The following is a 25,329-nucleotide window of genomic DNA, read 5'->3' on the forward strand; positions in this document are numbered from 1 at the left end:
GGCGCAAGAACCGCGTGCTGCGAAAAGTCGCTCGCGTGCTGGAGCTGCGCTCGCTGCATCCGCTGCATGTCGACGGCTATCACACCAAGCTGATCTTCATGGGCGCGATGCACGGCTACGGCGATCTGGAGGCGTTCGCCGAGGTGCTGGATCTGCTGATCGGCGAGCTGGAGGATCTCGGCGCGCCCGACGCTGCCGCGCCGCCGTCCTACATCCCGCTGGTGCTGGCCGGGTCGGTCGGCAATGTCCGGCTGTTCCAGGCCATCGAGGAGTCGAACGGCGCCATCGTCGGCTGGGTCTATCACGGCGCCGACCTCTATCGCGAGGATCTGCCGCCGCTCGAGGCGCTCGCCCACTACGTGCTGGACGCCCAGGCGCGCGGCGATCTCGGCGAGGCGATCGGCACCTCGGTCAACTACCGGCGCGTGCTGGTCGAGGAGGAGGTGCGCAAGACCGGCGCGCGCGGCATCATCTCGTCGTCGATCACCGGCTGCCCCTATGCGAGCCTGATGCAGCAGCTCGAGCGCGATCACTTCAAGTCGGTCGGCATTCCGCTGATCGCGCTGGAGACGGACGTGCACCGCGAGCCGCCCACCGAGGAGCAGATCATGCGGGTGAAGGCCTTCATCGAGATGCTGTCCTAAGCTGACCGATCTGGGTGCGTGCCGAGCTGCTTGGCCGCGATGATGCCGTCCCGGTCGCGCTGCGCGCCGGCCTGCAGGAGCATCGGCTTCCACGGATCGATCGCGCGCGTCCGGCGCCACCCTCGGGGCTATGGGATGCGACACCCCAGGGCTCGCAGCTCCGCTCCCCATGACCCGAGGCGGGAGGGTCGACTCTCGGCATCGGCCGACGCCTCTGGTGACGACGCCCGCTGCCCCTCGGCCTGGATGGAGACCTCGTGGATGAAGCCGTGGCCCTCGGCGACGCGGCGGCCGAGGCGTCTACGAAGGCCTGGTAGCGCTCGGCGCAATCGCGACGCCTTGAGCGCCGTGCCTCGGAGGCGAGCCTCCACCCGAGAAGCGTACCCCGGAGAAGTTCCGATTCGAGGTCGTCTCGGTCCGCCGGCGGAGGGAGTGGAACCGGGGCGAACATTCTCCATGTGGAGCGACGCACCAGATCGTGCGATGGCGGACTCGATCGCAGAAGTGACAGCGCAAAATCGGAGACGAAAACTCCACCACCTGCTCCCGTTTGAGCCTCACGTCCGGAGGTGTGAGCGCGAGCGGCTCAATTGGGGCGACGCCGGCAACAGGAATTATTTCCTTGCCTACCCGGCTCCGATATAGGATTATTGTCATGGTCCACCGAGACACTGATCATGGCACCCTCTCCCGACCTCGCCTCCCAAATCCTCCGGTACAAGTCCTTGGTCGCAGCCGAGGCGGTCTTGCTGGGCTTGGCGGAGCTGCTGCCTCCGGGACCACGGCAGCGCGCCGAGTGGCTCCGCATCAAATCGAACCTTGCCTTTCGCCAGTTCCAACTCGATCTTGTCCTCTTTTTTGATGCGGAACAGAAAGCGGGGTTCATAGAGGACCAACCGCGTTGGCCGAAAGGGAATGGTGAGATCAGCGGACGCTGGTCGGGCGGAGCGGGAACAGGTGACAGCGCTGCCGAGGGTGCGAGCGTTTCGCCGGGTTCAGCACCGAGGGGTCATCATTTCGTCCACAGATCCCTTTATGAGAAGCTCTCTCTGCGTCCCGACACACGGAAAGTATTCGAAACGGCCGTTACGGGCCCCCTCCGAGCGGGACCGCATGGATGGAGCAAAGAGCATTACACGTACAATCGAGCCGTAGAGGAGAGCTTTGAACGTTATCTACGAGATAATCGTATTCGTATCGAGGACATGACGCCGGACGAAGCTCGGAAGTTCATCGATGCCACCAAGCGCAGCACGGACCCCCGGATCAGAGCCGTCAACATGAGAATCTACATGCGCGAGATCATGTACTGGCTTCGCCGTGTCCCACGTGGAAACGAGTAAGGACCGACACCATGTCTCACAATGGGGGTGACGAAGTTCAGGCAGAAACGTTCGACCGTTTGAGCGATCGGGTCGGTAAGCTACTCGAACAGTTCGGACGACACGACAGCTTGTTGGAAATGGGCGACTACTCCATTTATGGGGACTACTGGGGCTTTCCTCAAGTCAAAGTCACCGTCGAGAGCCTCGAGCTTTTACGCCCCGACATCGTCGAGCGTCTCCAACGCATCGTCGCGGACTTCCCCGGATGGGAGATCGTGGTCGCCGTGGCCGTCCCCGAACACATATCCGATTGGCCGGACATGGGATTATATATTCGGCCAAACGAGATCATCGATGGATTGCAGCGGCGGTATTTTCCAGCCGAATATCAGACGATCGAATACGCGGGCAGCCGCCGCGGCACGGAACAGGATTGAAGGGAGGAACGGAGGACAGCGAAGAGTTGCGACATACTCAGCGCGGCGCCTCGGAGGCGAACCGCTCGAGAAGAAGCGTACCCCGGAGAAATTTCGATGCCAGGTCGGCTCGATCGCGTGGCGGAGGGAGAGGAACTGGGATTCAACGGTCTCCCGCACGATTGCGATCGACTTCGCTAGGTCCCTTTCCTTCCCACTCGCTAGCCCAGAGTTTCAAGCAATTTGCCGGAAAATGTGCCTTCGATGGTGAGACCTTCGTTGTGGCATGGCCACGCCCGCGCGGCAGAATCCCGTCCTTGTCCGCACGGCTGGCAGGCAATTGAGTCATGACAGCCTCCTCTCTGCGGAGTAAAGTACACTCGCCATCCCCGGTCCACACCGAAAACGTTCAATGAACACGTCGCCGCTTGCCCGAAGGTCCTCTGTCGTCGCAGCAATCGCCGCGCTGTTGCTGTTTGGCGCCGGCTCGTACGGCCGTGCGCAGTCGGGCAACGAATTCGCGCAGGCCGGGTTCGCTGCGAAAGAGCGCCGGGACTACCCACGTGCCATACAGCTGTTCACCGAGGCTCTAAGGATCGGGAACTTTCCTGCTGATCAGCGTGGCTTTTTGCTGTACAGCAGAGGAGTAGCGCTCGAAGGCCTTGGGATTCGCGACAGAGCTCTCGTAGATCTTGACGCAGCTATTGCGCTGCTTCCGAGTTTTCCGAACTCCTACATTTATCGCGCGTTAATCTGGACCGACAGGCAGGAATACGACCGCGCGATCGAGGATCTATTGCAGGCCAGTCGCCTGAACCCGTCCGATCCGATGGTCTTCAACAATCTAGGTGGAGTGTACGAAAATAAACGCGAATTTGAGAAAGCGATCGCCAGCTACAACCAAGCTCTCAAGTTGAGCCCTAATTATGCTGACGCCTATTACAACCGCGCTCACGCTTATCTCATTCAGAAAGACTTCGATCGCGCCCTTGCGGATTATGACCAGACTATCTGGTTGAACCCCAACTTCGCCAATGCCTATGGAAATCGGGGTGCACTTTACCTGATGCGTGGTGACAGCGAAAAGGCGATCGCTGATTTTGACAAGGCCATTCAACTGACACCGCGCGATGCAACTTTCCGGAACAATCGCGCCAACGCGTATCTGACGCTCGAAAAATATGACCGGGCATTGAGCGACTTCGATCAAGCTTTACAGTTAGATCCTGGCAATGTCGGAACATATCTCGGGCGAGGCCGTGCTCGGTTGTTTGCGGGCAATTCTGAGGCGAGCGCGGAGGACTTTCAAACAGCCGTGCGCCTTCGACCGTCGAACCCATATCCGGTTATCTGGCTTCACATCGCGAGAGTCCATCGAGGCGAATCCGATGAGGCGGAATTGGCGACCAATGCCGCGAGGGTAAACCGAGGGAAGTGGCCTACGAACCTGCTCGATCTCTACCTACGCAAGTCAGAGATTGGCGAGGTTCGCGCGTCCGCTTCCGCTGGTGACCCGAAAGAGGCTTGCGAGGCAGATTTCTTCATCGTGGAATTTCAGTACCACGTTCGACAAGTGTCAGAGAAAGACGCCCGTGAGTTGCTGGAGGCAATTGCAGCCCGGTGCCGTGCCCACGACGTGGTTTTTAGCGGTGCCAAAGCAGAGTTGCGACTTCTAGCCCGCTAATCGCTCACGGTCTCGATTTTCCTCTTTGTGGTGTCTGGGGTACGAACATTCGGCCAACGACGGGCGGGGCTCCTCAAGCTGTTGCAAGTCATTCGCATCTAGGCTACGCCCGGTAAGCGGTACTTTGTTTGCGGGCGGGGGTCGGCGTGGGTCGCTTGATGAGCGTGTTAGTCAGGTCGTCGGTGGCAATCCTGATATTTGCCACCGGCCGGCCTGTAGCAGCCGACACCTTCAGATCTCCGGCAGCCCCGGCTGCACTCCCCTGGGCAGGATCCTACATCGGAACGAATTTCGCGCTTGGGTGGGGCCGCTCGGATTGGAGCATCGCGCCAACAAACGGGCCGTCCTCTCCCAGCTCTGTTATTTTCCCAGCAACCTTCGACGCATTCCGCGGCACTGGCAGCTACGCTCTCGGCTTGCAGGCAGGCTACAATCACCAGTACACCTCGGGACTGGTGCTTGGCATCGAGGCAGATGTTTCGTTCCCCAACACAATCGGTGGGAATCGGACATCCGGAAATGCGATTTACGAAGAGAAGCTTCTTTTTGGGGGCACTATTCGTGGCCGCCTCGGATACGAACTTCCAAACCATTGGCTGTCGTATGTCACGGGGGGATTGGCTTGGTCATATAGCCAGTTCACGCGAACTCCGGATGTGACCAGCCTAAGCGCCGACTCCGTTTCCATGATACCGCGCCTAGGCGTCGCTGTCGGCGCAGGCATTGAAGTGCCGCTCACATCCAGTTGGTCGGCAAGGCTCGAATATATGTTCACAAGTTGTGGCAATCGAGCAGTCAATTTTCCGGACTTTGCAGAGCGATCCGACGCGGACTTGCATCTACAAAGCCTTCGCGTCGGCCTGAATTACAAAATACAAGGATCCAGCGCCACGCTAGACCTTACGAAAGAACTCGAACCTCTTGAGACTGATCGGTTCGCGTTCCGTGGCCAAGCTACGTTCTTGTCCCAATATGCTGCGCCCTTTAGGGCGCCGTACTCCGGTCAGAATAGCCTCTCTCCTAATCAAGGTCGCGAAACGTGGGACGTGACCTTGTACGCCGGAGTTCGACTCTGGCAAGGAGCTGAAGTCTGGTTCAATCCGGAGATCGATCAGGGGTTTGGGCTGAGCGGGACATTGGGCGTTGCCGGGTTTCCTAGTGGCGAAGCGTACAAGGTGGGATCCTCCGCTCCCTACGCGCGCCTGCAGCGCTATTTCTTCCGCCAAACAATCGATCTCGGCGGTGAGGTGCAAAAGGTGGAACCCGGTCCCAATCAATTCACCGGACAACAAACAGCAGATCGACTCGTGATCACGGCAGGCAAGTTCAGCGTGGTCGATATCTTTGATGTCAACAAGTATGCACACGATCCGCGCGTCGACTTTATGAACTGGTCGGTCATCGACACGGCCACGTTTGATTATGCAGCCGATGCATGGGGCTATACCTACGGAGCCGCAGTCGAATGGTACAAAGGAAACTGGACGTTGCGGGGCGGACTATTCGATCTTTCCATCGTGCCAAACAGCACACAACTCGATCCTCAATTCCAGCAATTCCAGTGGGTGGGCGAGATCGAGCATCGGCATAACATTTGGGGGCAACCTGGGAAAGTTCTTCTAACGGGATTTCTTACCAGAGGCCGAATGGGCCGCTTTGATGATGCCGTGAATTTGGCTCAACTCACCGGAGGTCCCGCCGACATCACAGCTGTCCGGCGGTATAGAAGCCGAAGCGGAATGAGTTTAAGCCTTGAACAGCAGATCGTTCCCGGCGTAGGCATGTTCGCCCGCGGGGGCTTAGCGAATGGACAGATTGAACCTTACGAATTCACTGACGTGGACCGTACGTTGGCTGCAGGTTTATCCGTCTCGGGGAAGCCATGGGGTAGGCCAGATGACACGATGGGCTTTGCTGCCGTTGCGAACGGCATCTCGGCAAAGCACCAGGAATTTTTCAATGCGGGAGGTTTGGGAATTCTTATCGGAGATGGGCAACTCCCTAATCCGGGCTGGGAAAAAATTGTTGAGGTGTATTACAGTTTGCCTCTCAATTCGTGGCGGCTAACATTCGATTATCAGTTCATTGCCAATCCCGCCTACAACCGAGATCGTGGGCCCGTTTCCGTTGCAGGTGCACGACTGCGGGCGTCATTCTAGAAATGGCGAAACGTGTTAGTCCTCATCATTTGCGGGATTTGGTCCGTGTCGATAACGGCCGCAAATTGGGCTACGCTGATCGCGGATGTAGGCTGTCTCATGTCTTCAGGCGCGGCAATCTAAAGCCGACGTGGCCAGTGTCGTAGCTTGCAGCGGTCGCGCGCGCCATGCTCGGCTCGGCCCAGCGCAGCTGGTGTCGCAGGTTGCGATAGACAAGGCTACAGGAGGAAAGTGACGCCCATCGCACTCGCGGCCGCGGCCATGATGGCCGTTGCGGTCCAGCCCAGGCCCGTCAGCCAGCCGCTAATGGTAAAGGCACCCATTATCTTGGTGTTCGCCGCCATCAACATCATGAGCGCCATGATCGGCACGGCGACTATTCCGTTGATGACCGCGCACCAGTACAGCGCTTTGATAGGGTTGATGGGGGTGAAGTTAAGCAGCACTCCCACACCTGTTGCTATCACGATGGTGGCGTAGAATGCTTTTGCTTCTTTCGGCTGCCGCGCAAGTCCTATCGGCCATTTGCGGGCTTCGCCGACCGCATATGCCGCGGAGCCGGCCAGAACCGGAATAGCCAAAAGGCCCGTTCCCAGAACCCCAAGCGCGAAGATCGTTGCGGCATAATTACCCGCGATCGGGCGCAGCGCTTCGGCCGCCTGAGCGGAAGTTTCAATGTTCGTCACCCCGGACACATGAAGTGTTGCTGCGGTCGTTATGATGATAGCCAGTGCAATAAAATTGGAGACTCCCATCCCGATGAGAGTATCCAACTCAATGCGTTTCAGCGCATCTTGTCCTTGTTCAGGCGCACGCTTCAGGATTTGGCGTTCTGGAACGGCTCGGATGTCCTCTGCCTCCTGAGAGGCCTGCCAGAACAAAAGATACGGACTGATCGTGGTACCGAAGACAGCCACGATGGTCTGAATGTATTCAGTTTTCCAAGTAAACGATGGCAGCACGAATTGGCGTAACGCCTCGTCCCAATGCACGTCCACCATAAATAAGGTTGCCACATAGGCGAGAAGTGCAAGGGTGAGCCACTTCAAATACGAGACGTAACGGGTGTATTGCAAGAGCACCTGAAGCCCGATGCATAGAGCCCCGAATATGACCACGTAAAGAGTTTTCGGACCGCCCAGCACCAGACCGGTGGAATCAGCCATGGCCCCTAGGTCGGCGCCAATATTGATGGTGTTAGCTGCTGCTAATAGCGCGACGAATATCTGCAACAACCAATTCGGATAGTGCTGACGCAAGTTTCCTGCGAGGCCACGCCCGGTCGTACGGCCGATTCTGGCGCTGATCATCTGGACGGCGGCCATGAGCGGATAGGTCAGCAGCATGGTCCAACTCAGGGAATATCCAAATTGAGCTCCGGCTTGGCTGTATGTGGCAATGCCGCTAGGATCGTCGTCGGACGCCCCCGTGATAAGTCCAGGACCTAGCGCGTCCAGCAAGCGCGGCTTGCTCGTAGCCACTACCGCGCTAGGGTTTTCGGGGAGAGGTAAATCCGACACGTCTGCCCTCAATCTGGGACGAACACAGACAGTTCACGCCGAAACGTGAGGGGTTAATCTTCCTATAACCAACGAGTGCGCACCGACGAATCAAGGGAAGCCTCGCATACGATGACCCGAAACCAAAGAACCACATTCGTTATCGGCATTTTGGCTACAATCGCTTTGGTCGCGACAATCGCAGGAATTCTCCTGCACCGTGTCTTTCCGGATCATCCTTGGGTCACCATCGTGGGCCCCCTTGGTGCCGCAGCCATGGTGATTGCGTTGTCGGGAACCTTCCGGCGCGGATGACGATCCAGCCTTCACTGCCGGCATAAGTGGGGAAATGTGATAGTGTTCGCCAGTGCATCTGTGTTACCCCCCCAGGCATGGAACGACAGCTCGGCCCGAGAACGCCGCGACTGCGAGCACCGGCATTTCGCCGGATGCTGTTGATGTTCCTCGCTTTTTCTTACTTGTTCGTGGGTTTGACTCACACGGTCTCATGCGCAGAGGCATCGGTCGCAGCTGCTATTTCATCCAATGCGGATAGCATCTCGGATGACAGATCGGACGGGGACGGCGGGAAGGACTCTCTGGTTATCGTGGGCCACTGCCACGTTTGCGCTCCGGTCTTGATGGCGGCGCCATTTGTGGCGGGTGGCCCCTCAGAGCGCCCGATCGAACTTGTGTTCCTCACGCAACAGCTTCAGTTCGGCGACCACTCTCGACTTGATACCCCACCTCCCAAAAATCTGACCTAAGACCGTCGCTGCGCGGCTTCGGCCGCGTTGTCTTGTCGCGTTTCCAGGTTGGTGTGATGCATTGGGTTGGTGTGGCCTTGCGCCTGACGTGCGCACTGCTTTTAACGACAATTCAAGTCGAAGCTGCTGAACGTCAGACGCGGCCTATTTCATTGCCGCAGGCCCTTCAGCGCGCCTTGGCTGCAAATCCGCGTTTGACGGCCGCCGAACGCGATATTGGAGTTGCGCGAGGACTTCGGATCCAGGCGGGAGCCCTCCCCAATCCGGATCTCTCCTTCGAGCTCGATAATGCATTGGGCTCGGGCCCCTACAGGGGACTACGATCGGCCGAGTCCAATTTGCAGCTAAGCCAGTTGGTCGAACTTGGCGGCAAGCGCGAGGCTCGCGTTGCGGCGGGTGAAGCCGGCATCGATACAGCCGTCTGGCAGCGGCGAGCGACGCGGCTGGAGGTGCTGTCCGAGACGGCGACCGCGTTCATCACCATCATCAGCGCCCAGCGCCGCATCGAGATATTTGATGAGCAGATCGCCAGCTTCGATCCGCTCATTCCGTTGCTGCAAAAGCGTGTCCAGGAGGGCGCCTCCTCGCCCGCCGAGACGCTGCGTGGCCAAATCGCAGCCGACCTTTTTCGCGTCGAGCGCGAGCGGGCGAAGACCCAGTTAGCCTTGGCCCGCCGCGATCTAGCTATACTCATGGGCGACAGCAGCCCGCGATTCGGCAATGCGGTCGGACGGCTCGCGACTGTCGGTCAGCCGCCATCCTTCCAGTCCATTGTCCATGCCATTGAAGCAAATCCGCAGTTGCTGCGCTGGACCGCGGTCACCGCACAACGCAACGCCGAACTCCTCATCGCGCGCCTGAAAGCCATCCCCGACCCGCGCATTTCTGCGGGCTGGCGCCACTTTCAGGATACCAACGACAACGCCGTCCGGCTCGGCGTTTCGATACCACTCCCAGTGTTTGACCAGAACACGGGCAACATAATCGCTGCCCGGGAGACGCTCGCGAAGACCGAAGCAGAGCGAGCGATAAACAAGCTGGTGCTGATCAGCATCGTTGGCCGAGCCTACGACGCTCTGACTGGTGCCCTGGCCGAGATAAAGCTGCTTCGTTCGTCGGTCATTCCCAATGCGCGCAGCGCCTCGGAGACAATCTTCAGCGGCTATTCGCAAGGGCGTTTTACTCTACTGGAACTGCTCGATGTCCGAGGATCGCTCTTGCAAGCGTTGCTGCGCGAACAGGAAGCCCTACAGAATTTCCACATCGCCATTGCGACTATTGAAGGTCTTGCCGGTAATCCGTTCACGCTCACTCGCGAGAGTTCGAGATGATCAAGCGACTGATCCGATATTCAATCTTTATCCTGCTGACTGCAGCGCTCGCTTATGTTGGCTACCGGATGCTACCCGCAACCTCCAAGACAACGCCGACTGAAAAGTCAGAGAAGAAAGAACATTCAGACGCCATCGCACTAAGCGATGCCAAAATCCTGGCGGCGGGAATCGAACTTGCAAAAGCCTCAGCCGGCGTGCTGCGGGACAGCCTCTTGCTGAACGGCATCGTCCAACCGAACCAGGAAGCGCTCGTGCAGGTCACGCCACGCTTCCCAGGGATAGTTCGCGAAGTGCGCAAGCGTATCGGGGATCGCGTCCAGAAGGGCGATATCCTTGCCATCATCGAAAGTAATCAGAGCCTGACGACGTACGAATTGAAGGCGTCCCTGGGCGGCACGATCATCGACCGTCAAACATCGTTGGGCGAATTCGTATCCGAACAGAAATCAGCATTCATCATCGCGGACCTGTCTACCGTTTGGGTCGACTTTTCCGTTTATCGCCGCGATCTGAGGCGGGTCAGCGTCGGAGACCAAGTCCTGATAGACCCCGCAGACGGTGGAAAGCCGATCGAGGCAAAGATCTCATATCTATCGCCAGTTGGCAGTAGCGACACCCAGAGTGCCCTGGCTCGAGCGCTCGTCTCGAACTCAGATCAGCGCCTTCGTCCGGGGCTGTTCATCACCGGCAAACTCACCCTGTCCGCCAAAAACGTCAACATCGCGGTGAAGTCCTCGGCGCTTCAAACCCTGGAAAATCGGAATGTCGTATTCGTGCGCAGCGGAGAAAAGTTCGAGGCGCGGGACGTAGAGATTGGAGACCGCGACCAAGAGTTTGTCGAGATCACATTCGGTGTAGTCGAGGGCGAGATGTACGCCGCGCAGAATAGTTTCATCGTCAAAGCGGAAATGGCGAAAGGAACAGCCGAACATGAGCATTGATGGCGAAATGACATTGGTGACAGCTCTCATCAGGCCACACATGGAAGGGCATGTTGTGCGGGTTCTCCATGACCTGCCGGACTTCCCCGGGTTTACATTCAGCGAGGCCCGTGGTCAGGGACGCGGGCGCGGACAAGGCGGCGCCTTTGTATCCAGCGATACCGACCTGACTTATCACCGCTTTTTGGAACTGCGACTGGTCTGCAGAAGCGAACTTGCAGAAGATATTTGCGATCGCATCGCGTCAGCTGCTTGGACGGGCAGGAAGGGCGACGGCGTTGTGCTCACCACGCCGGTCCACACGTTCGCACGCATCCGCGAAATCGGCCGGCGTTCGGAGAAGCGCGATGATTGACGGGATCCTCTCGTTTTCCATCCGCCAACGCTGGCTCGTGATGATCGGCGTGCTGGTTATGGCGGCCTTTGGCGCGTGGAATTTCACGCGCCTGCCGATCGACGCTGTTCCCGATATTACAAACGTTCAGGTCCAGATCAACACGCGCGCGCCGGGATACTCGCCGCTCGAAGTCGAGCAGCGAATGACTTTCCCAATCGAAACCAGCATGGGCGGGCTACCCAACCTTCAGAATACCCGTTCGCTGTCACGTTATGGTTTGAGCCAAGTGACTGTCGTCTTCAAGGATGGAACGGATATCTACTTCGCGCGCCAATTGGTCAACGAACGGGTGCAACAGGTCAAGGATCGTCTTCCAGCCGGAATTGAAACCGCAATGGGTCCAGTCTCCACGGGGCTAGGGGAGATTTATCTCTTTACCGTCGAAGCGAAACCCGAGGCCCGAACGGCAGAGGGCAAACCATACAGCCCAACCGATCTCCGCACGATTCAAGACTGGATCATCAAGCCGCAGTTGAGAAATGTTCCCGGGGTCATCGAGATCAATACGATTGGCGGCTTCGAAAAGCAGTTCCACGTACTGCCGGATCCCGCGCAACTGATGGCTCACAAAATGAGCTTTCGCGAGGTGATGACGGCTCTCGCGGCGAACAACGCGAACGTTGGCGCAGGCTACATTGAGCGGAACGGCGAGCAATATCTTGTGCGCACCCCGGGTCAAGTGGCCAACATAGAAGAGATCAAGGAGGTCGTGATCGGATCCCGGAATGGCGTTCCCATTCGCATTTCCGATGTGGCCGACGTTCAGGAAGGAAAGGATCTGCGGACCGGCGCCGCGACGTTGAACGGAAAAGAGATCGTTCTCGGAACCGCCATGCTGCTGATAGGAGAAAACAGCCGCACCGTCGCGCAGCGGGTCGCCGCCAAGATCGAGGAGATCGGCCGCTCCTTGCCGCAAGGCGTAATCGCGCGGGCGATCTACGACCGTACTCATTTGGTCGAAGCGACGATTGCGACCGTCGAAAAGAACCTGGTCGAAGGCGCGCTGCTAGTCATCGTCATCCTGTTCTTGATCCTCGGGAATTTCAAGGCGGCTATTGCGACTGCCTTCGTCATTCCCTTGTCCATGCTCTTTACCATTACAGGAATGTTCGAAAATAAGGTCAGCGCCAACCTGATGAGTCTTGGCGCCATCGATTTCGGGATCATCATCGATGGGGCCGTCATCATCGTCGAGAATTGCCTGAGGCTGCTCGCGGTCGAACAGCACCGCTTGGGCCGCGTTCTAAGTAAAGATGAACGGTTCGAAACGATCCTTGCGGGATCCAAGGAAGTGATCGGTCCGAGCTTGTTCGGCACCTTGATCATCGCCGTCGTCTATCTGCCAATCCTGACGCTGACGGGTGTTGAAGGAAAAATGTTCACGCCGATGGCGCTGACAGTGCTGATGGCGCTGTTGGGCGCAAGCCTACTGTCGATGACATTTGTTCCAGCGGCCGTAGCTCTGCTGGTGACGGGACGCGTTTCTGAACATGAGAATTGGTTTATGCGCGGGGCACGTCGCGTCTACGTTCCGCTTCTCGCCGGATCAATTCAGCATCGCGGCATGATCGCAGTTGTCGCGGCAATCCTCGTCGTTGTTAGTGGCTTCGCGGCCTCCCGGATGGGGGGTGAGTTCATTCCGAGCCTGGACGAGGGAGACGTAGCAATCCAAGCGCTGCGCATCCCGGGGACAAGCCTCACGCAGTCCCTTGCCATGCAGCAGATGCTCGAGACGCGTCTTCTCAAGATACCAGAGGTCAAGGAAGCGTTCGCTCGCACCGGTACGGCCGAGGTGGCAACGGATCCGATGCCTCCGTCGATCTCAGACGGCTATGTGATGCTCAAGCCGCGCGACCAATGGCCGGATCCGAAGAAAGCCAAGTCGGCCGTGGTTAAGGAGATCGAGGAAGCCGCCGAAGAAATTGCCGGCAGCAGCTATGAATTGTCGCAGCCGATACAGTTGCGGTTCAACGAACTAATCTCGGGCGTACGAAGCGACGTCGGTGTGAAGATTTTTGGCGACGATCTCGAGGTTCTTGCGCAAGTAGCCGGCCAAGTACAAACCGTCCTGCAGACGGTTGAAGGCGCCGCTGACGTCAAGACCGAGCAAGTATCCGGACTGCCGGTACTGACGGTCAAGCTCAACCGCCAAGCCCTGTCGAGGTACGGGATCAGCGTCGGCGATGTGCAGAACCTGGTCGAGATTGCAGTCGGCGGAAAGAGCGCGGGTTTGGTGTTCGAGGGCGACCGGCGCTTTGAGCTGGTTGTCCGGCTTCCCGAGTATCTCCGATCGAATGTGGAGGCGATCAGATCCCTACCCGTACCTCTGCCGCCCATCGAGAACCAGACCAAGGCAACGCCCGCGATCTGGGGCAATTCTCCCCTTGCCCAAATTCGCTATGCTCCGCTGTCTGAACTGGCTCAGATCGACATTGCACCGGGACCAAATCAGATCAGTCGCGAAGACGGCAAGCGGCGGATCGTGGTCAGCGCCAACGTTCGGGGGCGGGATCTCGGATCGTTTGTTAGCGACGCCCAAAGCCAAATTGCGGAGAAAGTGAAGCTCCCGGCAGGGTACTGGATCGGATGGGGTGGGCAATTCGAGCAACTGGTCTCCGCAACAAAACGGCTGACCATCGTGGTGCCGATCGCACTGCTATTGATCTTCATCCTCTTGTTCATCAGCTTGGGTTCGGCCGCGGACGCTCTGCTGGTGTTTAGCGGCGTTCCCCTTGCACTGACCGGAGGGATTCTTGCGCTTCTACTTCGTGACATTCCGCTATCAATCAGTGCCGGCATCGGATTTATCGCGCTGTCCGGCGTGGCCGTGCTCAATGGTCTCGTCATCATCACCTTCATCGAAAAGCTTCGAAGGGAAGGACATGCTCTTGTCGACGCCGTCCGCGAAGGGGCATTGACCAGGCTGCGGCCGGTACTGATGACGGCACTCGTCGCATCGCTCGGTTTTGTGCCGATGGCGATAGCGACTGGCGCCGGCGCTGAAGTCCAAAGACCACTGGCGACCGTCGTCATCGGCGGCATCATCTCGTCGACACTTCTCACGCTTCTCGTGCTGCCGGCACTGTACGTCTTGTTCCGGCGTGAAAACGGAGAGCGAGACGAAGCAGCTCAATCCACCACGAATGGAGTCACAACATGAAGTTCGCATCCATCATTATTCTGTCCCTCTTCTGGGCTGCACCTTCGTTCGCGCAGCATTCGCATGGCAGCGAGAAGGGGCCGAACGGGGGTCAGATGGAGGATGTCGCCGGCATCGACGCGGAGCTTGTCACGTCCGGCAACAGGGTCACGATTAACGTTTTTGATCCCAAGAATTCCAAACCAATCGCAACAAAGGGCTACTCGGGGGCAGTGTTGATCGTTAACGGGACCGTGAGGGAAACGGTACCGCTCACCGTTTCAGGTGAAAACTCGTTGCAGGGCGAGGCAAAGACGGCAATTGCACCCGGTGCGACGGTGACGCTTACTATCAAGACCGCCGATGGTAAGTCTGGCCAGGCAAAATACAAGAAATAGCTTTCGCGAATCTCTCCACCGAAATGGAATCTACAATGGCCGACGCATCTCGATCACGAACGCTCCGTCTCCGAGTCGAGGGGATGGATTGTGCCTCTTGCGCAACGAAGATCGAGAACGCCCTCAAGCGGATGCCCGGCGTCACGGAGGTGAATGTATCCGTCGTCGGCGGTACGGTCACTGTTAGCCACGACCAGGCGGATACCGGGGCGATGAGTAGCCGGATCGCGGGTCTGGGATATGCCGTCACCGGATCGGACGAGGTCACAGCCAGTCATGCTGGCCATGAAGTGTCTGCGCCTGAAGAAGGCGCTGGACATTCTCACATCCGCGACCACGGCCCAGCCGACCAGAGATGGTGGCAAACCCGCAAGGGTCAGTTGACCATCGCGTCCGGAGCCGCTCTCGCGATCGCTTTCGCCGTAGGGAAAGCCGTTCCAGCCACGGAGCAGTGGGCATTTTTGCTTGCGATGATGGTCGGCCTGATCCCGATTGCCAAGCGGGCGATTTCCGCAGCGATGACGGGCACCCCGTTTTCCATTGAGATGCTTATGACGATCGCCGCGGTTGGCGCGGTATTCATCGGGGCGACGGAGGAAGCGGCGACGGTGGTTTTTCTTTTCTTGATCGGCGAGCTGCTCGAGGGGGTCGCCGCGAGCCGCGCACGCGCCAGTATTCAGGATCTCACCAAGCTTGTCCCGAAGACCGCCCGCATCGAGGAAGGTGGTCAGGTCCGCGAGGTCCAGGCGGATTCTCTTACGGTGGGAGACACAATCCAAGTGCGACCCGGCGACCGAATCCCCGCGGATGGCGTCATCGAATCCGGAGAGAGTTCGATCGATGAGGCCCCCGTTACTGGCGAAAGCACGCCAATCCGGAAGGGCCCCGAGGAGAATCTGTTCGCCGGCACCGTGAACGGGGACGGACTGCTTAGGGTGCGTGTCACGGCCGCCGCTGCAGACAACACGATTGCGCGCGTGGTGAAGCTCGTCGAAGAGGCGCAGGAGTCGAAAGCGCCAACGGAGCGCTTCATCGACCGCTTTTCCCGATACTACACGCCCGGCGTTGTGGCAGTTGCAGCCCTGGTGGCCATCCTTCCGCCCCTGCTGTTCGGCGAGGCGTGGAGCGGCTGGATTTACAAAGGTTTGGCTATCCTGCTGATTGGGTGTCCCTGCGCCCTTGTCATTTCGACCCCTGCCGCAATCGCCGCCAGCCTGTCTGCTGGCGCCCGCCGCGGCCTGCTGCTGAAAGGGGGCGCCGTTCTTGAACAGGTCGGTAAGATAACCATTGCCTGCTTCGACAAGACTGGAACGCTCACCGCAGGTAAGCCGCTGGTCACGGACATTATCGGGTTTGATCGGAGCGAGGCAGACGTCCTGCGTTTCGCCGCGGCGCTCGAGTCCGGATCAAGTCATCCACTTGCCACCGCAATCCTATCGAAGGCTGCAGAGCAGAAGATCTCGGTGCCGCCCGCTTCCGACTCCAACGCGATCGGCGGCAAAGGCGTCCAAGCGACCGTTGAGGGCGTAAAGACATTCCTCGGTTCACCGAACGCGGTTGCCGAACTTGCTTCCGTTACTGCGGATCAGAAAGCCCGGATTTCGGCGCTTAACGACGAGGGCAAGACGGTTTCTCTCCTCGTCATGGACGACAGGGTTGCTGGAGCCATCGCCATGCGGGACGAGCCCCGTCCGGATGCCAAGAAGGGGCTGAAGCGGTTGTCCGACGCAGGGATCCGAACGGTGATGCTCACCGGCGACAACCGGCGTACCGCCATCGCGATAGGCAAACAACTTGGCATCGACGTCGAGGCGGACTTATTGCCGGAAGACAAGCAGAGGATTGTCGGCAAATTTCAGCGGGAAGGTCTTGTGGTCGCCAAGGTCGGCGACGGCATCAACGATGCACCGGCGCTCGCCGCGGCAGACGTTGGCATCGCCATGGGCGGGGGTACCGATGTCGCGCTGGAGACCGCCGACGCCGCCGTACTACACGGGCGCGTCTCGGACGTCGCCGCCATGGTGGACCTGTCGAAACGGACGATGACCAACATCAGGCAGAACATCACAGTGGCACTGGGTTTGAAGGCAGTCTTCCTCGTCACCACGGTCATTGGGCTGACAGGGCTCTGGCCGGCCATCCTCGCTGACACCGGTGCCACCGTCTTGGTGACGTTGAATGCACTGCGTCTGCTCAAGCTTCCCACGACCTGACAACCATCAATCGCAACACAATTTCGTTTCAGCTACAGGACATCAAAATGGGCTTCGACCAGTACCATGAACCGCCGGACGAACTCTCGCAGGAAACTCGCACCTTTGCCCGCATGATCATTTCGTTGATCGAGGAGGCGGAGGCGATCAGTTGGTATGAACAGCGCATGTCCGTCGAAAAGGATAAGGACGCGAGGGCGATTATGGAGAATGCGCAGAAAGAGGAATTCAAGCATTTTGGGATGAATCTGGAGTTTCTACTGCGCAAGAAGGAGGACTGGCGGACGGAGCTCCAGGGAATTCTTTTCACCAAGGGCGACATCGTGAAGCTTGCAGAGGCAGCCGAGAAGAAGGTCGACTAGGGCTGCGGCAGCGGAGGCGCTCATGGGATAGAACGTAAGCTGCAGCGAAAGCCGAAACGGCCGGCAGCTGTAATGAGGAAAATCAGGAGATTGTCTGGAACTGAATCATTTCCGTTGAGCCGAACGGAAGAGGGATCTTAGATCAATGACGTCATCGATAACCGCGCACCTGCACTTCGGGGGCGCAGACCTTAGCTTTCGCAAGAAATTCCGGTTGTTCTTCACGGTCGCCGTCGTGGTGCTGGCGCTCGGCTGCGCCAAGGTAGCTGTACACTACTACGGCTTTGAAATTCTTGAACTCAATAGCTTACTGACCAGCGGCATCGGCGGCGCAATCTTCATCATCGGATTTCTGCTTTCGAGCGTGCTCGCCGACTACAAAGAAGCAGAGCGCATCCCCGCCGACATCCGGACCTCGATCGAGGCGATTGACGGCGATCTCGGATCTTTCGCGGCAATCAACCGGGACTTTGATATAGCCGAATGCCGTCGAATCCTGCTGTCGATCATCGACAAGCTACGGTCCGGCTTAGGCCATGCTGGAGATCACAAAGATCTTCCTCCCGTCCTCGCCGAGATCGGCAAGCTAAACCCGCTGTTCACACAACTCGAAAGGCAGGGAATGCCGGCCAATTTCGTCGTGCGTCTGCGCGCCACGCGGGACGTGCTCAGCAGGTCGATGCTGCGCATCTATCAGATCCAGCGGGTCGAATTCGTGCCATCGGTACACGTGCTCGTCCAGACCCTAGTGTTCTCCATACTGGCGATGATGCTGTTCTTGAAAACGGAAGGCGATCCGGCATCGGCTATCCTCTTCGGATTCATCTCCTATATGTTCGTTTACGCGCTTTACCTCGTCCGTCTGCTCGAGCAACCCTTTGCCAAGGGGCACGGGTCAGTCGATGACGTCAGTTTCTTCTTGCTGGACGAGCTCGAAGCAAACCTGCGGAGGTCCATCGACGGGGGAATTTCGCCAGTTCGCCATTCACATTCAGAGGCTTGAGCGATGCACGGTGGAGGTTCGACGGGAACGGCGGCCGCTCAGCATGCCGGAAGACTCAAATGGGCGCTCGGCTTAACCGCGACCTACATGTTCGCCGAGATCGTTGGCGGTTTGGTCACAGGCAGCTTGGCGCTACTGGCCGACGCCGCGCACATGATGACCGATGTCGGCGGTTTGGCTCTCGCGCTGCTTGCGATCAACTTTGCAGCGCGCGAGGCGACCCCACAGCGGACCTATGGCTATCTGCGCATGGAGGTGCTGTCTGCGCTCACGAATGCGGTCGTGCTGTTGTTGCTGACGGTCTACATCCTCTATGAAGCGTACCAACGGTTCCAGGCGCCGCCAGAAATTCGGAGCGGGCCGATGCTGGTCGTCGCGGCGATAGGGCTCGTCGTCAACCTGATCAGCATGCGCCTGCTGGCCGGGGGATCGTCCGAAAGCCTGAACGTGAAGGGCGCCTATTTCGAGGTGCTGAGCGACATGCTGGGCTCCATCGGCGTCATTGTCGCGTCTTTACTCATCATGTGGAAGGGCTGGGTTCTCGCCGACCCGATAATTGGCGCCAGCATCGGGCTGTTCATCGTGCCGAGGACCTGGACGCTGCTGAAACAGGTAACGCACATCCTCATGGAGGGTACACCGGCGAACGTCGATCTGGGAATACTGGAACGGAAGCTCATGCAGATCCCCGGCGTTACGGCCGTCCACGATCTCCACGTATGGACGGTCACCTCCGGCTTCGACGCCATGAGCGGACATCTCGTCGTCGCCGACATATCTGCGGGGCGGGAAGCACTACGCCAAGCGCGCCACATCATGAAGGACGACTTCGGTATCGATCACGTCACGATCCAAGTTGACGACGAAGTTTTGAGGTCCGAAGAGGCCCTGCTCCACGTGTGACGGAGCGAAGTAGTGTGAGCGGCGGAGCACATTTAAATGCGCTTGGCCTATTGGTCATTCGCTACCGGTTTCACCTGCCTGTCGCCTGCCGGCAAGACAAGTTAAACGAAGCTCAAAGATCGAGGGAGAGCGGACTACTGAATGGGCCGAAGGAACCGAACACGCTGTCCCGCGTTTCGCTCTATGGTTTCAACCACGGAGGAATGCCATGGCACAAGACAAAGCGGGCCCGCATCACGATCATCCTGGACACAAGCCTGGAGATGTGGATCAGCATGGGCACCGCGATAAGGCGGGACAGAAAGAGGTTCCTGGCGAGCATCATGATCATCCTGGCCACAAACCTGGAGATCTGGATCAGCATGGCCATCGAGATAAGAGCGGCACAGGCAAGAAATAACAAGAAATAGCCCCGTTCTCCTCTCCTGCTCCATCCATACAGTTTGACCGCCTTTGCGCGCTCGCAAGGCGGTCAAAGCTTTATTGCGCCATAGTTCTGATCACGTGGTTCATGGAATATAAACGTTCCGTCTTGAGGGCGCGTGGTTGTCCTCAATTGCACTCAGCAGGAATATCTTGGAACGCCGGGCTTCTTTGACGGATGCTGGCAACGTGCTATCATCAATGAGGTGAAGCTCCGTCTTGCCATATCGCGGCTGCTTGCCGCGCTTACTATCGTCGGCCTGGTGCTGGCACCGCTGGCACGTTCTGCAATGGCGGGGGCTATAAATGCCGACCCGCACGTCGGCATCACCGCCCATGCGGTCACCTCAGTCGACATGGGCATGCCGGCGGACATGCCGTGCTGTCCCGACCAGGATCCGGTGCCGGATTGCGGCAAGGATTGTCCGCTGATGGCAATGTGCCTTGCGGCGATGGCGCTAAATCTGCCAGCGAGCATCGGACTTGCCATCCCTGAAATGGCCGCAGGCCTGATACTGCCAGGAAACGATCAGGACCTCTCCAGTCTCGGCCACGGTCCGCCCCCAAGACCCCCCAAAGCCTAGTTTCAGGCCGGTACGCGCAACGTACCGGATGCACCGCCGTGCGCTCGTCGCGCGGCGAGAACGCGCGCGGCTTTGCCGCGAGCAGCCGCGCTGGGAATCCCCGCGCGGATTCGCACCTGAAACCAAGGAAACGAACACATGACAATGCTGTGGAAGAAGTGCGCTCTGCTCGGAGCGCTAGCGGCCCTCTCGTGGGTGGTTATCACATCGCAGGTGCTGGCCGATGTGAAGGATTACGAATTCCAACTGGTACAAAGTGAGGTGAAGAAAGCCGACGGCGCGATCGTTGCGGTACGCCTCCTCAACAAGAAGACCGGGAAGCCGGTCCCAGATGCCGTGATATTCGCCAAGCGCATCGACATGGCGCCCGACGGCATGGCGACGATGGCGGAAGCCATTGAACAGCTGCCGTCGACCGAACCGGGCGTCTACCGCTTCAAGACCAATCTCAGCATGGCGGGACGCTGGCAGCTGTCTTTGGGCGCAAAAATCCAGGGTGAGGAAGGCACGGTCGAGTCGAAGCTGGTGCTGAAAGCCACGCCGTGAATCGATCTTTCCAGGTTTTCGCCACCTTCGTCGCCGTTCTGGCGGCGGGGGTTGGCGGCTATTGGGCTGCCACTCTCGGTCTTAAACTGCCCGCGTCTGTCTGGGCAGAGCGCGCATCCCAAACGAATGGGCAGATGGCGGCCGGGCCGGTCATCTATTACCGGGACCCCGATGGCCGGCCGATCTACTCCTTGGAGCCAAAGCAAACTCCTGATGGGAGAAGCTACCGCGCGGTGCTCGCGAGTGAGGACGTTACCTTCGATCCGCCACCCCAAGCTCAGGTCGCCGCCCCCGACTCTGCGGCTTCGAGGCGAGTTCGGTATTACAGAAACCCGATGGGCCTTCCTGACATCTCACAGGTACCTAAGAAGGACTCGATGGGGATGGACTACATCCCGGTTTATGAGGGCGATGACGAAGACGGCTCTTCCATCAAGATAACGCCAGGGAGGCTTCAGCGCATCGGCGTAAAATCCGAGGCAGCGCAAATACGCATCATCGCCGAACCTGTACGGGCGCCGGGCACGATCCAGCTCGATGAGCGTCGGGTCGCAGTGATCTCGATGAGGGCCGAGGCTTTCATTGAATCCGTCGAGAACGTGACCACAGGAAGTGAGGTCCGTAAAGACCAGAAGCTGATGCAGGTCTACAGCCCTGCGATCGCCTCCGCGGCAGCGCAGTATCTCTCATCACCAAGCCTGCCAGGGTCTGCGCAGCGACTCCTGAACTTCGCCGTTCCGCCGCAACTCCTCAGAGAGATTGAGCGCACCAAACAGGTGCCGATCACATTCACCTGGACGGCCCCACGTGACGGCATCGTCCTCGAACGCAACGTGGTCGAAGGCATGCGCGTGATGCCAGGCGATGTGCTGTTCCGAATCGCCGATCATTCGGTGGTCTGGGCGCTGGTGGATGTACCGGAGGCGCAGCTCGCCGGCGTTTCCGAAAATCAGCCCGTGGTCGTCCGGGTGCGTAGTTATCCTGAGAAGCGCTTCCCCGGCCGGGTTGCGCTCGTCTATCCGCATCTCAATTCGTCGACCCGCACAGTGCGGGTGCGGATCGAGCTACAGAACCCCGACTTCTTGCTTCGTCCGGACATGTACGCGGAGGCCGAAATCGATATCGGCAGCGGCCAGCCGACCTTGAGTGTTCCCGTAGGCGCCGTGATCGACAGCGGGGATAGGCAGATCGTCATAGTCGATAAGGGCGAGGGGCGATTCGAGCCCCGCCCTGTCAGCCTCGGACGCCGAGGTGGGGGCTACGTTGAAATCCGTGAAGGCGTTGCGGATGGCGAAGCCGTTGTCACCGCCGCAAACTTCTTGATCGATGCGGAAAGCAACCTGAAGGCAGCGCTGAAGAGCCTGACGGCCGGGGCTCCGCAATGATCACGAAGCTCATCGCTGCGTCATCCCGCAACTTGGTGCTTGTGCTGATTGCGGCGGTCTTTGCTGTGGCGGCGGGCCTCTATGCCATTCTTCACATGCCGCTAGATGCGATTCCCGATCTATCCGACACCCAGGTCATCGTCTACACGGAATACCCAGGCCAGGCGCCACAAGTCGTAGAGGATCAGGTCACCTATCCGCTCGCCACTTCGATGCTCACCGTGCCGCGGTCGCGCGTAGTCCGAGGCTTTTCCTATTTTGGGGTGAGTTTCGTCTATGTGATTTTTGAAGACGGCACGGACATTTATTGGGCACGCAGCCGCGTGCTCGAGTACCTCAACGCCGCCGCCCGGCGTCTCCCGTCAGGCGTCACGCCAACGCTGGGGCCTGATGCCACAGGGGTGGGCTGGGTCTATCAATATGCCCTCCTTTCCAAAGATCACTCGCTGGCGGAGTTGCGTTCCATCCAGGACTGGTACGTGCGCTATGGCTTGGCGAAAGCCGAAGGTGTGGCGGAGATCGCCAGCGTTGGGGGCTTCGTCAAACAGTACAACGTGGTGATCGATCCCCAGCGCCTGCGCGGCTTTGGAATCCCGCTTTCCAAAATCCGCGAAGCGATCCGCGCCAGCAACATGGATGTGGGCGGAAGGACGGTAGAACTATCCGAGTTCGAGTTTGTGGTGCGCGGACGCGGATATCTGAAGGGCATACCCGATCTGCAAAAGATCGTGCTGAAAGTCGAAGGCGGCACGCCAGTTTTGCTGCAGGATGTCGCGCGCGTCGAGCTTGGACCGGATGAACGAAGGGGTATTACGGAGCTGAACGGCGACGGCGAGGTGGCAAGTGGAATCGTGCTGCAGCGATTTGGCGTCAATGCTCTCAATGTCATCGAGAACGTCAAAAGGCGCGTTGCAGAATTCGCAAGTAGCCTCCCAAAGGGGGTTGAGATCAGAGCTGTCTACGACCGCTCGAATCTCATTTATTCGGCCATCGAGACTTTGCGACGCACGCTGATCGAGGAGAGTGCAATCGTCGCACTCGTGTGCGTCGTGTTCCTTTTGCACGTGCGCAGCGCCTTGGTGGCGATCCTCATGCTGCCGGTAGGGGTCCTAATGGCGTTCGCCGCTATGAAAGTGCTCGGGCTTGGATCCAATATCATGAGCCTCGGCGGCATCGCAATCGCGATCGGAGCAATGGTGGATGCCGCCATCGTGATGATCGAGAACGCTCACAAGCACCTGGAACGAAGTGACCCCAGCAAGCCGCGCGTTCAAATTCTGATCGAAGCCGCCAGCGAAGTGGGCCCCGCACTATTCTTCAGTCTACTCATCATCACAGTTTCCTTCCTACCCATCTTCACGCTCGAAGCGCAGGAAGGTCGGCTGTTCAGTCCGTTGGCCTTCACGAAAACATTCGCAATGGCGGCGTCCGCACTGCTGTCAGTTACACTCGTTCCCGCGCTAATGGTCATTTTCATCCGCGGCCGCATCGTGCCGGAGCACCGCAATCCGCTGAACCGGTTCATGATCTGGGTTTACCGACCCGTGATCAGAAGCGTGCTCAAGGCGAAAACGGTAACGATTGTTCTAGCGCTCATGATGCTGGCGATCACGGTGTGGCCGGCACGGCAGCTCGGCACCGAATTCATGCCCAACCTGAACGAAGGCACGCTGTTTTACATGCCAACGACGTTGCCTGGCATTTCGATCACTAAGGCAGCTGAATTGCTGCAAATGCAGGACCGGATCATCAAATCGTTTCCGGAAGTGGAGTCCGTCTATGGCAAGGCCGGCCGGGCTTCCACTGCGACGGATCCTGCGCCCACCGAGATGTTCGAAACGGTGATCAATCTCAAGCCAAAGGCCGAATGGCGGGCTGGCATGACGGTCGACTCGCTGGTGGCTGAACTCGACAAGGCGTTGCAATTTCCAGGCGTCTCGAACGCTTGGACCATGCCGATCAAGGCGCGGATCGATATGCTGTCGACCGGCATTCGCACCCCTGTGGGCGTGAAAGTTTTTGGCGCTGACCTTGCAGAAATAGAGCGCATCGCCCGGCAGATCGAACAGGTCTTAAAAGCCGTTCCGGGCACCTCCAGCGCTTATGCCGAGCGGATCATCGGAGGATATTACCTCGACATCACGCCGAACCGAGACAACCTCGCGCGCTATGGCCTGATGTTAGGCGACGTGCAGGATGTCATCGCCACCGCGCTCGGCGGCGAGGCGGTGACGACAACGGTCGAAGGCCGCGAGCGCTACACCGTGAATGTCCGTTACCCCCGCAGCCTGCGCGACTCGCCGCAGGCGATTGCGGATGATGTCCTGGTGCCGATGCCGGGTGGGGGCACGGTACCTCTCGGGGAGGTCGCCTCGGTCAAACTGACGCGTGGGCCCACCACCATCCGCACCGAAAACGGCCAGCTCGCCGCTTACATCTTTGTCGACATCCGGGACCGCGACCTGGGCGGATATGTTGCTGAGGCTCAGAAGGCCGTCACGGCCGGCGTGCAATTCCCGCCTGGATACTACGTCACCTGGAGCGGCCAGTTCGAATATCTGGAACGGGCGGAAGCGCGGCTGAAGGTCGTTGTCCCCGTCACGTTGCTGATCATCTTCCTGCTGCTCTATCTGAATTTCCGGGCTCTCACAGAAACTCTCATCGTCATGCTCTCGCTCCCCTTTTCGCTGGTGGGGGGGCTTTGGTTGCTCTGGTGGTTGGGGTTCAATCTCTCGGTCGCCGTCGCGGTGGGATTCATCGCTCTCGCGGGTGTGGCCGCCGAGACGGGCGTGGTGATGCTGATCTACCTTGACCACGCTCTGGAAGAAATCAGGGCGAGAAGAGCGGCCGAAGGCAAGGCGCTCACGCGCGCGGACCTTCACGAGGCCATAATGCTCGGCGCTGTCGATCGTGTGCGTCCGAAGATGATGACGGTCATCGCGATCATGGCGGGGCTGCTGCCGATCATGTGGAGCACGGGGACAGGCTCGGAGGTGATGCAGCGTATAGCGGTTCCGATGATCGGCGGAATGATCTCGTCAACGCTGCTCACCCTGGTCGTGATCCCGGCTATCTATGGCTTGATCAAAGGATGGAGGCTGCCCCGTGCGGGCTTCCACGGGAACGTAACTGCGCCATCAGCCGACTATCCACTCACTTCGGAAGTCTCATCATGATGGATGGAATGAGCGGAATGATGGGCGGCAT

The 25,329-nt window shown here is 58.8% G+C and carries 20 protein-coding genes; 19 read left to right on the top strand and 1 reads right to left on the bottom strand.

All coding sequences use genetic code 11. The features are described 5' to 3' along the window. From CH341_RS00005 to CH341_RS00020, 5 genes are all read left to right on the top strand, one after another. Positions 1-644: 2-hydroxyacyl-CoA dehydratase family protein (locus CH341_RS00005; protein ID WP_146604323.1), on the top strand; the 644-nt coding region annotated here is incomplete at its 5' end. A gap of 677 nt (positions 645-1,321) precedes the next feature. Next, a complete protein-coding gene (locus tag CH341_RS33510) occupies positions 1,322-1,987 on the top strand; it encodes a hypothetical protein (RefSeq protein WP_146604324.1) in 666 nt (221 codons plus the stop codon). 11 nt (positions 1,988-1,998) lie between these two features. Next, entirely contained in the window at positions 1,999-2,406 is a 408-nt protein-coding gene (locus CH341_RS00010; RefSeq protein ID WP_111416985.1) for a hypothetical protein, read from the top strand. Positions 2,407-2,797: 391 nt separating this feature from the next. After that, positions 2,798-4,069 (top strand): tetratricopeptide repeat protein, encoded by a 1,272-nt coding sequence (locus CH341_RS00015; protein ID WP_111416986.1) that lies wholly within the window; start codon positions 2,798-2,800, stop codon positions 4,067-4,069. 158 nt (positions 4,070-4,227) lie between these two features. Beyond that, positions 4,228-6,228 (top strand): carbohydrate porin, encoded by a 2,001-nt coding sequence (locus CH341_RS00020; RefSeq protein WP_111417053.1) that lies wholly within the window; start codon positions 4,228-4,230, stop codon positions 6,226-6,228. A 218-nt stretch (positions 6,229-6,446) separates the two neighbouring features. Here CH341_RS00020 and CH341_RS00025 read toward each other — a convergent pair whose 3' ends face one another. Continuing rightward, a complete protein-coding gene (locus tag CH341_RS00025) occupies positions 6,447-7,574 on the bottom strand; it encodes a divalent metal cation transporter (RefSeq protein ID WP_425376134.1) in 1,128 nt (375 codons plus the stop codon). Between the two features lie 976 nt (positions 7,575-8,550). On the opposite strand from CH341_RS00025, the gene ihpA reads away from it, so the two are divergent. The 14 genes from ihpA (at position 8,551) to CH341_RS00090 (ending at position 25,298) form a co-directional block, all read left to right on the top strand. Then, the gene (gene ihpA / locus CH341_RS00030; RefSeq protein WP_111416988.1) at positions 8,551-9,825 is read left to right on the top strand and encodes a divalent metal ion exporter subunit IhpA; all 1,275 of its coding nucleotides are present in this window, start codon (positions 8,551-8,553) and stop codon (positions 9,823-9,825) included. Further along, positions 9,822-10,769 (top strand): divalent metal ion exporter adaptor subunit IhpB, encoded by a 948-nt coding sequence (gene ihpB / locus CH341_RS00035; protein ID WP_210208136.1) that lies wholly within the window; start codon positions 9,822-9,824, stop codon positions 10,767-10,769. The genes ihpA and ihpB overlap by 4 nt, the downstream gene beginning before the upstream one ends. Continuing rightward, on the top strand, positions 10,759-11,124 hold the full coding sequence (locus CH341_RS00040) for a P-II family nitrogen regulator (protein WP_111416989.1): 366 nt from the start codon (positions 10,759-10,761) through the stop codon (positions 11,122-11,124). The genes ihpB and CH341_RS00040 overlap by 11 nt, the downstream gene beginning before the upstream one ends. Next, the gene (locus CH341_RS00045) at positions 11,117-14,326 is read left to right on the top strand and encodes an efflux RND transporter permease subunit (protein WP_111416990.1); all 3,210 of its coding nucleotides are present in this window, start codon (positions 11,117-11,119) and stop codon (positions 14,324-14,326) included. Before CH341_RS00040 ends, CH341_RS00045 begins: the two co-directional genes overlap by 8 nt. Further along, positions 14,323-14,703, top strand: a complete 381-nt coding sequence (locus CH341_RS00050) for a hypothetical protein (protein WP_111416991.1) — start codon at positions 14,323-14,325, stop codon at positions 14,701-14,703. The genes CH341_RS00045 and CH341_RS00050 overlap by 4 nt, the downstream gene beginning before the upstream one ends. 35 nt (positions 14,704-14,738) lie before the next feature. Next, positions 14,739-16,916: a heavy metal translocating P-type ATPase gene (locus CH341_RS00055; protein ID WP_111416992.1), complete on the top strand. Its 2,178-nt coding sequence runs from the start codon at positions 14,739-14,741 to the stop codon at positions 16,914-16,916. 47 nt (positions 16,917-16,963) lie between these two features. Continuing rightward, entirely contained in the window at positions 16,964-17,278 is a 315-nt protein-coding gene (locus CH341_RS00060; protein ID WP_111416993.1) for a ferritin family protein, read from the top strand. A gap of 145 nt (positions 17,279-17,423) precedes the next feature. After that, on the top strand, positions 17,424-18,281 hold the full coding sequence (locus CH341_RS00065) for a hypothetical protein (protein WP_111416994.1): 858 nt from the start codon (positions 17,424-17,426) through the stop codon (positions 18,279-18,281). Positions 18,282-18,284: 3 nt separating this feature from the next. Then, positions 18,285-19,184: a cation diffusion facilitator family transporter gene (locus tag CH341_RS00070; protein WP_111416995.1), complete on the top strand. Its 900-nt coding sequence runs from the start codon at positions 18,285-18,287 to the stop codon at positions 19,182-19,184. A gap of 14 nt (positions 19,185-19,198) precedes the next feature. After that, positions 19,199-19,594: a hypothetical protein gene (locus tag CH341_RS33515; protein ID WP_146604325.1), complete on the top strand. Its 396-nt coding sequence runs from the start codon at positions 19,199-19,201 to the stop codon at positions 19,592-19,594. Between the two features lie 132 nt (positions 19,595-19,726). Continuing rightward, positions 19,727-20,191: a hypothetical protein gene (locus tag CH341_RS33520; protein ID WP_146604326.1), complete on the top strand. Its 465-nt coding sequence runs from the start codon at positions 19,727-19,729 to the stop codon at positions 20,189-20,191. Positions 20,192-20,329: 138 nt separating this feature from the next. Then, the gene (locus tag CH341_RS00080; protein WP_111416997.1) at positions 20,330-20,737 is read left to right on the top strand and encodes a FixH family protein; all 408 of its coding nucleotides are present in this window, start codon (positions 20,330-20,332) and stop codon (positions 20,735-20,737) included. Beyond that, the gene (locus tag CH341_RS00085) at positions 20,734-22,122 is read left to right on the top strand and encodes an efflux RND transporter periplasmic adaptor subunit (RefSeq protein WP_111416998.1); all 1,389 of its coding nucleotides are present in this window, start codon (positions 20,734-20,736) and stop codon (positions 22,120-22,122) included. The genes CH341_RS00080 and CH341_RS00085 overlap by 4 nt, the downstream gene beginning before the upstream one ends. Continuing rightward, complete coding sequence (locus CH341_RS00090) at positions 22,119-25,298, top strand: efflux RND transporter permease subunit (RefSeq protein WP_111416999.1); 3,180 nt, start codon at positions 22,119-22,121, stop codon at positions 25,296-25,298. Before CH341_RS00085 ends, CH341_RS00090 begins: the two co-directional genes overlap by 4 nt. Positions 25,299-25,329: the final 31 nt, after the last annotated feature.

Source organism: Rhodoplanes roseus, assembly GCF_003258865.1.
Lineage (GTDB): Bacteria > Pseudomonadota > Alphaproteobacteria > Rhizobiales > Xanthobacteraceae > Rhodoplanes > Rhodoplanes roseus.